This window comes from Photobacterium sanguinicancri (genome assembly GCF_002265265.1).
Taxonomy (GTDB): Bacteria; Pseudomonadota; Gammaproteobacteria; order Enterobacterales; family Vibrionaceae; genus Photobacterium; species Photobacterium sanguinicancri.
The window spans coordinates 1-406 of the sequence record NZ_NOIF01000484.1 but is presented as its reverse complement, the minus strand read 5'-3'; the positions used below and the strand labels follow the sequence as shown (position 1 = coordinate 406).

At 64.3% G+C, this 406-nt stretch carries 1 protein-coding gene; it reads right to left on the bottom strand.

Going from position 1 to position 406, the window contains the following annotated elements; genetic code table 11:
* Positions 1–52 precede the first annotated feature (52 nt).
* On the bottom strand, positions 53–406 hold a 354-nt coding region (locus ASV53_RS24740; protein WP_094959038.1), incomplete at its 5' end, for a cupin domain-containing protein.

Here is a 406-nt window from a genome sequence, read left to right as displayed (position 1 = left end):
GTCGCCCAGTTGCGGTATCACTACTGAATCCGTGTTTCCGTCAGCCCCGGCTTCAGGCCGCCCGATGCTCCGTACCCTCGCCGGCGGTGATGAACAGCATCCGGGAAGGCGTGGCCACCCGGGCCGTATGCCAGGTGCCCTTCGGGACGATGAGGTACGCCCCCGCCTGTTCCAGCTGCGTCGCCTGCTGCTGGCCATCGTGTTCAAGAATGAACGTCACCGCGCCGCTGAGCAGCAATACGATCTCGTCCCCGTTGGGGTGTCGCTCCCAGCTCGTCCAATCCGCACCGAAGTCGTAAAGCGACACCAGATATTCGTTGTGGAAGGTGCCCAGCTCACCGGATACCAGACGCTGCCAGAAAGCGGCGTCCACCGGGAGCGGCTCCACCCGGGCATCACTGCGAAG